The 6,495-nt window shown below is 59.5% G+C and carries 8 protein-coding genes; 4 read left to right on the top strand and 4 right to left on the bottom strand.

The window, feature by feature from the left end:
• The first annotated feature begins 225 nt into the window (after window positions 1-225).
• Both D8V06_RS15445 and D8V06_RS15450 read left to right on the top strand, forming a co-directional pair.
• Complete coding sequence (locus D8V06_RS15445) at window positions 226-537, top strand: DUF962 domain-containing protein (protein WP_075948932.1); 312 nt, start codon at window positions 226-228, stop codon at window positions 535-537.
• Window positions 538-555: 18 nt separating this feature from the next.
• The gene (locus tag D8V06_RS15450) at window positions 556-1,146 is read left to right on the top strand and encodes an HD domain-containing protein (RefSeq protein WP_056853063.1); all 591 of its coding nucleotides are present in this window, start codon (window positions 556-558) and stop codon (window positions 1,144-1,146) included.
• Between the two features lie 120 nt (window positions 1,147-1,266).
• Here D8V06_RS15450 and D8V06_RS15455 read toward each other — a convergent pair whose 3' ends face one another.
• Window positions 1,267-2,082 (bottom strand): UDP-2,3-diacylglucosamine diphosphatase, encoded by an 816-nt coding sequence (locus D8V06_RS15455; protein ID WP_110752666.1) that lies wholly within the window; start codon window positions 2,080-2,082, stop codon window positions 1,267-1,269.
• Window positions 2,083-2,217: 135 nt separating this feature from the next.
• On the opposite strand from D8V06_RS15455, the gene D8V06_RS15460 reads away from it, so the two are divergent.
• Both D8V06_RS15460 and D8V06_RS15465 read left to right on the top strand, forming a co-directional pair.
• Window positions 2,218-2,976, top strand: a complete 759-nt coding sequence (locus D8V06_RS15460) for a helix-turn-helix domain-containing protein (protein ID WP_130931241.1) — start codon at window positions 2,218-2,220, stop codon at window positions 2,974-2,976.
• A 75-nt stretch (window positions 2,977-3,051) separates the two neighbouring features.
• The gene (locus D8V06_RS15465; RefSeq protein ID WP_130905485.1) at window positions 3,052-3,945 is read left to right on the top strand and encodes a DMT family transporter; all 894 of its coding nucleotides are present in this window, start codon (window positions 3,052-3,054) and stop codon (window positions 3,943-3,945) included.
• On the opposite strand, the gene D8V06_RS15470 is transcribed toward D8V06_RS15465, so the two are convergent.
• The 3 genes from D8V06_RS15470 to D8V06_RS15480 form a co-directional block, all read right to left on the bottom strand.
• Window positions 3,939-4,226, bottom strand: a complete 288-nt coding sequence (locus tag D8V06_RS15470) for a SelT/SelW/SelH family protein (protein WP_056853067.1) — start codon at window positions 4,224-4,226, stop codon at window positions 3,939-3,941. The genes D8V06_RS15465 and D8V06_RS15470 overlap by 7 nt on opposite strands.
• Before the next feature lie 64 nt (window positions 4,227-4,290).
• Window positions 4,291-5,952, bottom strand: a complete 1,662-nt coding sequence (locus tag D8V06_RS15475) for a FimV/HubP family polar landmark protein (RefSeq protein WP_130931242.1) — start codon at window positions 5,950-5,952, stop codon at window positions 4,291-4,293.
• Between the two features lie 127 nt (window positions 5,953-6,079).
• On the bottom strand, window positions 6,080-6,495 hold a 416-nt coding region (locus D8V06_RS15480), incomplete at its 5' end, for a MarR family transcriptional regulator (protein ID WP_130931243.1).

Raw genomic sequence — 6,495 nt, forward strand, 5'->3', positions numbered from 1 at the left:
CCGTCCATTTCCAGTGCTTTGACAATCCCCATCGCCCAGCTTGCAGAAGTCGTTCTTTCGCTCATGTCCGTGTCTTACATGATGAGCCGCATGCTACGGCCAATTTCCGAAGGATACTAAAGTGGCGCCCATTGTCACTGGCTGATGCCAATGATCACTCTAGACTCAAATAAGCTACCCGCAGAACAACTTGCAGCCAGAACAATAACCACAGAGATTGCAGTCGTGGAAAACATCAAGCGTTTCAACAGCTTTGCTGAGTTCTATCCGTATTACCTCAGCGAGCACAGCAACAGTACCTGTCGACGATTGCACTTTATCGGTACGACACTGGTCATTTTCATTCTGGCGCTGACCATCGGCCGAGGCGCCTGGATGTTGTTGTGGGCCTTGCCGCTGGCGGGATACACCTTTGCATGGGTTGGGCATTTCTTCTTCGAGAAGAATCGTCCTGCAACCTTTCAGCACCCCTTCTACAGCCTGCTCGGTGATTTCGTCATGTATCGCGACATGATTCTGGGACGCGTACCGTTCTAGGTCACCCGAGGATTGCCAATGAACGTCAACGCTCGCTTCACCCACATGAAAGACGGTACGCAGGAAGACTGGGCGATCATCGCCGCGGACTTCAGCGCCTACGCCCGCCAATTGCCGTCCCGAATCGCGGCGCACCTGAAGTTGCTCGAAGGTGATTTTGGCGGTTTTCCGGTAGATCGCCTGACCCACTCCCTGCAAACCGCTACCCGCGCCTGGCGTGATGGCCGCGATGAAGAATATGTGGTCTGCGCCCTGCTCCACGACATCGGTGACACCCTGGGTTCCTACAACCACCCGGATATAGCGGCGGCGATCCTCAAGCCATTTGTCAGCGCCGAGAATCTGTGGATGGTGGAGAAGCACGGGATTTTCCAGGGCTATTACTTCTTCCATCACCTGGGCATGGACCGGCATTTGCGTGAGCAATACAAAGAGCATCCGCAATATCAGGCGACCATCGAGTTTTGTGCCAAGTACGATGCGGCGGCGTTCGATCCGGCTTACGACACTTTGCCGTTGAGCTTTTTCGAGCCGATGATGGAGCGGCTGTTTGCGCAGCCGAAGAACTCGATCTACAAGGCGGCGATGCAAGAGCATTCGCCAGCCTGATCGATCCAGCGGGGCCGCTTTGCGGCCCATCGCGGGCAAGCCCGCTCCCACAGGGTTCTGTATCGACCACAAACTCTGTATTCAACATCAATCACTGCGAGCTTGCTGGCGATGGCAACCTCATGCCAGCTCCGCCACCTTCGCAGCCTTCAACTGCGCCTCCCGCGCCTGGGCATCGGCCAGGCGATACAACTCGATCGTGCCGTCCCAATGCTCGATCAACGCCGTGCACGATTCCACCCAATCGCCGCAATTGAGGTAATCCACCTCGCCGACCTTGCGGATCTCGGCATGGTGAATGTGCCCGCACACCACGCCATGCAGCTCACGCTTGACGCATTCATGGGCGATGGCTTCCTCGAAGTCGCTGATGAAGCTGACGGCGGTTTTCACTTTGTGCTTGAGATACGCCGACAGCGACCAATAGCCGTAGCCATAACGCGCGCGCCAGTGGTTGAGCCAGCGGTTGAGGGTCAGGGTGAATTCGTAGGCCGAGTCACCAAGAAAGGCCAGCCAGCGGTGGTAGCGGGTAATCACGTCGAACTGGTCGCCGTGGATCACCAGCAGATGCCGGCCATCCGCCGTCACATGCACCGCTTCGTCCACTAATTGAATGTTCCCCAGGATCAACTTCGAGTAGCGACGCAGGAATTCATCGTGGTTGCCGGTGACGTAGATCACCTCGGTACCGCGCTTGCTCATGGTCAGCAGGCGCCGAATCACGTTGGTGTGCGCCTGGGGCCAATACATGCCGCCACGCAGTTTCCAGCCGTCGATGATGTCGCCCACCAGGTAAATCCTGTCCGCGTGATAGCCCTTGAGAAACTGCGACAAGTGCTCGGCCTGGCAATCGCGCGTGCCCAGATGCACGTCGGAAATCCACAAGGTCCGCACACGTTGCTTACGGCTGGGTTTGGCGAGCTCGGCGCTGGTCATGGGCAACCCTCAGGACAAGTTTTGGCAAGCTTGCGCCGTTCGGGTTAATGGTCCATGACAACCGCAAGTCAGTCTTGTGACAGCGCGCCAGAGCCACGCCGGTGTAGACTGACGCCCAGAACCGGGAGACCCGCGATGAGACCGATCCTCACCCTGCGCCAATACACCGAAGACCTGATCGTCCACAGCCACGAACACGCGCAACTGGTGTTCGGGTTGTCGGGCGCACTGGATTTCGAAGTCGACGGGCGCGGTAGCCAGGTGGTCCAGCAAAGCTTCGTGGTCATCCCGTCCGGGTTTCATCACGCCTGCGGTAGTCCCAATGGCAGCCGTTGCCTGGTACTGGACGTGCCCGACGATCAGTGGATTGGCCAGTCCCTGGGCGAGCATGCCGACGCCAGTCGTCGCTTGCTCGACAACGCCGGCCGTTTGTCGCTGGATGCCGGGCAAAGCCAATTGGTCAGTTGGTTGGCCAACAGTCAGGTGAATGATCCGCTGATCGCGCAACAAGGCGCGGTGTTGCTGTTGGCCAGTCTCAACAACGCCAGGCCGGACACTGTCGGCGGTCGACGCCTGCCGTACGCTGCGCTGAATGCCCACATTGACCAGTACGCCGCCTACCCGCTGCAAGTCGCCGACCTGGCGCGCGTGGCCGGCCTGTCCAGCGCCCGCTTGCATGCGCGGTTCGTCGCCGAATGCGGTCAGACACCGATGGACTACATTCGCAGCCGACGCCTGCACAAGGCCGTCGCGTTGCTGCGCAGCTCGGACCTGCCCATCGGCGAGATTGCCAGTCGCGTCGGCTACAGCTCCCAGAGTGCCTTTGCCGCTGCGGTGCTGCGCGAGTTCGGCACCTCGCCGGGCAAGCTGCGGCGCGAGGCTGGCGACAAATAACGCGAGTCTGGCGACAGACACCGCAGCAGCGGACGCGGTTAAATGACTCGGTCCCTACGTTTACCAAGGATTGTCATGACTCCCCGTACCGCCCTTGGCGCCCTGCACATTGGCGCTCTGATGTTCGGCCTGACCGGCGTGTTCGGCAAACTCGCCGCCGCGTCACCGGCCGTCATCGTCTTCGGCCGCGCTGCGTTCGCGGTATTGGCGCTGGCATTCTTCGCCCGATTTGCCAGCAATACCCGTTGGCAACGACTCGAGGCCATGGACTTGCGCCGACTGTTGCTCAGCGGCCTGTTACTGACCGGGCACTGGGTGAGTTTCTTCATTTCGGTGAAAGTCGCTGGCGTGGCCATCGCGACCCTGGGCTTTGCCAGTTTCCCGGCCTTCACCGTGATCCTCGAAGGGCTGATTTTCCGCGAGCGGATCCGCGCCAATGAAATTGTGCTGGTGGCGTTGGTCAGCGTTGGGTTGGTGCTGGTCACGCCTGAATTCGATCTGGCCAGCGGTGCCACCACGGGCCTGTTGTGGTCGGTGCTTTCCGGATTACTGTTCTCCCTCTTGTCGCTGACCAATCGCGCCAGCTCGGCACGCATCCCGCCGGTGCAGGCAGCGTTGTGTCAGAACGTGGTGGTCGGCTTGTGCCTGCTGCCAGTGGCAGCACCGCATTTAAGCGAAGTGCGCGCCATCGATTGGTTGTGGATCGGCCTGCTCGGGGTGTTCTGCACCGGTGTCGCCCACAGCCTGTTTGTCGCCAGCCTGGCGGTGATCAAGGCGCGGACCGCTGCGGTGGTCTTTGCCCTGGAGCCGGTTTACGGCATCACCATGGCCTGGCTGTTGTTCAATGAAAACCCGACCCTGCGCATGCTGCTCGGCGGTGCGCTGATCATTGTCGCCATCGTGGTGTCCAGCAGGCTCTCCGGCGGTTCAAGCAGCAAAGCCGTCGCGGCAGAGGCCGCGTCTCACTGAGTGCGGTCGTTATGCCCCAGGTCGCGGCCCGGATCAATCCGGTCGCGGACCCGCTGCTTGAGAACCTTGGCCTCGGGGAAACCACCGTCAGTCTTGCGCTCCCAGATCTGTACATCGTCGCAAAAGACATGAAACACCCCGCCCGTTCCAGGCACCAGGGACACTTTGCCCAGGTCATCGCCAAAAGTACTGAGCAGTTCCTGTGCCAGCCAGGCGGCTCGCAACAACCACTGGCATTGAGTGCAGTAGGTGATGATGATTTCGGGTTTGCTAACGGTCATGACAGGCAGATCTCTCAACCAGAGGGCGTCGTCATCATAAGCACCTTCACTGCTTGCTGAAAGATCAACGAATACCGGCCAATAGAGTGCGGGCCGTCCGTTTCAGCGGCTCCTCGGCGTCTCTGAGTAATTCGTTGAGCAATGCGATGGCACTGTCCAGATCGCCGTCATCGATACAGGTCTGGGCCTGCTCCAGTTTTCCGGCATTGCTGGGTTCGACCGGTTCGAGGTTGATCGGCTCAAGCTCCAGCGAAGGGCTTGGCTCGCGGAACTCGTCGAGAAAGCTGTCGTTAAGGGACCGGGAGGCGGATTCGATTTCGGGTTCCGGCAAATCCAGTTCGCTTGCCGAAAGCGCGTCCGGCGTATCCGTGTCCACGAGCTCGAGCAAGTCCCAATTTGTATCTATCACCAGGTCATCCGCTTTCAACTGAGACTCATCACCGGGCGCCGTCGCCAAGGGCGTAACAACAGCCGTCATTACCGGAACCGCTGCAATGGGGTTCAATTTCGGATGGCGAGCACGGATATCCATGAGTTTCTGTTCGTCGAACCCGGCGTTTCGCAGTTTGGCGTCCAGCGCATCGTAGGCAGACGCATCGCCCTGTTTGCCGAGCACTTCCAGCAATTGCACGGCAAGATCTGTACGCTCCGGCTCCTTGTCCATGGCTTCTCGCAACAAGCCGACAGCCTCGGTAAATCGACCATAGGCCAGATAAACCGCAACCTCTTCGAATACATCGCTGACAGGCAGTTCATCACTGTTTGCTGAGACCGGTGCAACCGCAGATGTCGTGATCAGCGGTTCTTCGAGCCGACCCGGTACCGCCTGCTGCGGTGGTGAAGTAGCGGGTTGGGCAGACATCGACTGCTGTCTTCGTCGCACAAACCAACCCAACAACAGTAACCCTGCCAGCGTGAGCAAACCGCCAATCAACAGCCAATTGGTTGTCGGTTGTTCAGCGACGATCGGCGCTGGCGCTACCACAGCGGGCGTCACTGGCTCCGCAGTTGCGCTTTGAGCCTCCGCCAATCGGGTCTGAAGCTCGATCACCTGTTTCTTCTCGCCGGCAATCTGCTCCACCTGTACTTGCAGCTTTGCATTGAGTTCTTCGATGGTGGCTTGCAACTGCTGGACTTGCAGTACGCTGACGGCCAGTTGCTCGGCAAGTGGGGCGGTGACCGGGACGGTGGCCGGTTTGGGCTTCGGCTCCTGGCGTGCGGGTACGGCCGGGGTAGCGGGCTGGACACTCGGAAACGCGGAAGAGCCGCGATCGGTCTGCGGTTCATCATCGACCGGGACGATTCCCGGCGCGCCCGGAGGATCGATCAGCACGGTGTACTCGCGCAGCAAACGACCATTGGGCTGATTGAGCTGCACAAGAAAATTCAGGAAGGGTTCATTGACCGGTTTGCTGGAGGTCACCCGGATTACATTGCGCTTGCCGCGCAGGATCGGCGTGAACTTCAAATCGTTGAGGAAGAACACCCGATCGACGCCAGCGCGGCTGTACTCGTCGGCCGTTGCCAGGCTGACGGACAGATCGTCCTCTTCCAGCCCCGCAGCATCAACCAAGGCGATATCGGCGCGTAACGGCTGATTCAGTGCCGAATGCAAGGTGATATCGCCCAGGCCCAGCGCCGGCGCCAATGCCGACCAAGTGACAGCAGCACCGCCCAGCAACCACCTGGCGCAATACCGTACAACGACTCGCCGACTCTCAAGCATGAGCATCCCTTAACTGACTAAAACCAATCTGCACGCGTTCGCACATCCGGTACGAACACGATATTGCACAGTAGTTCTTATAGTCGGCTCAACGCGCTATCTCAAAAACCTGGCGAATGGTTATGCCTCAAGACTTTTCAAGGTTGGCCAGGATGTGCCCGTGAACCCGCATGCAAACCCCTAAATCCGCCTCATCGACGCCTTCGAACAGCTCATGACGCAGTTGAGTGGCAATGGTTTCGATTTGATCGATCAGAGGACGCGCCGGGGCGCAAAGGACGATTTTTTTCGCCCGACGGTCTTCCAGCACCGATTGACGCTGAACCAGCCCTTGGCTCTCCAGGCTATCGAGCAAGCGTGCCAGGGTAGGTCCTTCTACGCCCACACTCTGTGCCAGTTCACGCTGGGTCGGAGCCTGTTCGAAGCGAGCCAGGTGCAAAAGCACCAGCCAGCGCGCCTGAGACAAGCCCAGACCGGCCAGACGGCGGTCCAGTTCGGCACGCCAGCCGCGAGACATCTGGGCCAGTTGCATGCCAAAGCGGT

The organism is Pseudomonas sp. Sample_24, from assembly GCF_004307605.1.
Classification (GTDB): domain Bacteria; phylum Pseudomonadota; class Gammaproteobacteria; order Pseudomonadales; family Pseudomonadaceae; genus Aquipseudomonas.

Excerpts from the sequence above, each read along its gene's own strand:
- D8V06_RS15450 (WP_056853063.1), top strand. The coding sequence starts at position 556 with ATGAACGTCAACGCTCGCTTCACCCACATGAAAGACGGTACGCAGGAA.
- D8V06_RS15455 (WP_110752666.1), bottom strand. The coding sequence starts at position 2,082 with ATGACCAGCGCCGAGCTCGCCAAACCCAGCCGTAAGCAACGTGTGCGG.
- D8V06_RS15460 (WP_130931241.1), top strand. The coding sequence starts at position 2,218 with ATGAGACCGATCCTCACCCTGCGCCAATACACCGAAGACCTGATCGTC.
- D8V06_RS15465 (WP_130905485.1), top strand. The coding sequence starts at position 3,052 with ATGACTCCCCGTACCGCCCTTGGCGCCCTGCACATTGGCGCTCTGATG.
- D8V06_RS15470 (WP_056853067.1), bottom strand. The coding sequence starts at position 4,226 with ATGACCGTTAGCAAACCCGAAATCATCATCACCTACTGCACTCAATGC.
- D8V06_RS15475 (WP_130931242.1), bottom strand. The coding sequence starts at position 5,952 with ATGCTTGAGAGTCGGCGAGTCGTTGTACGGTATTGCGCCAGGTGGTTG.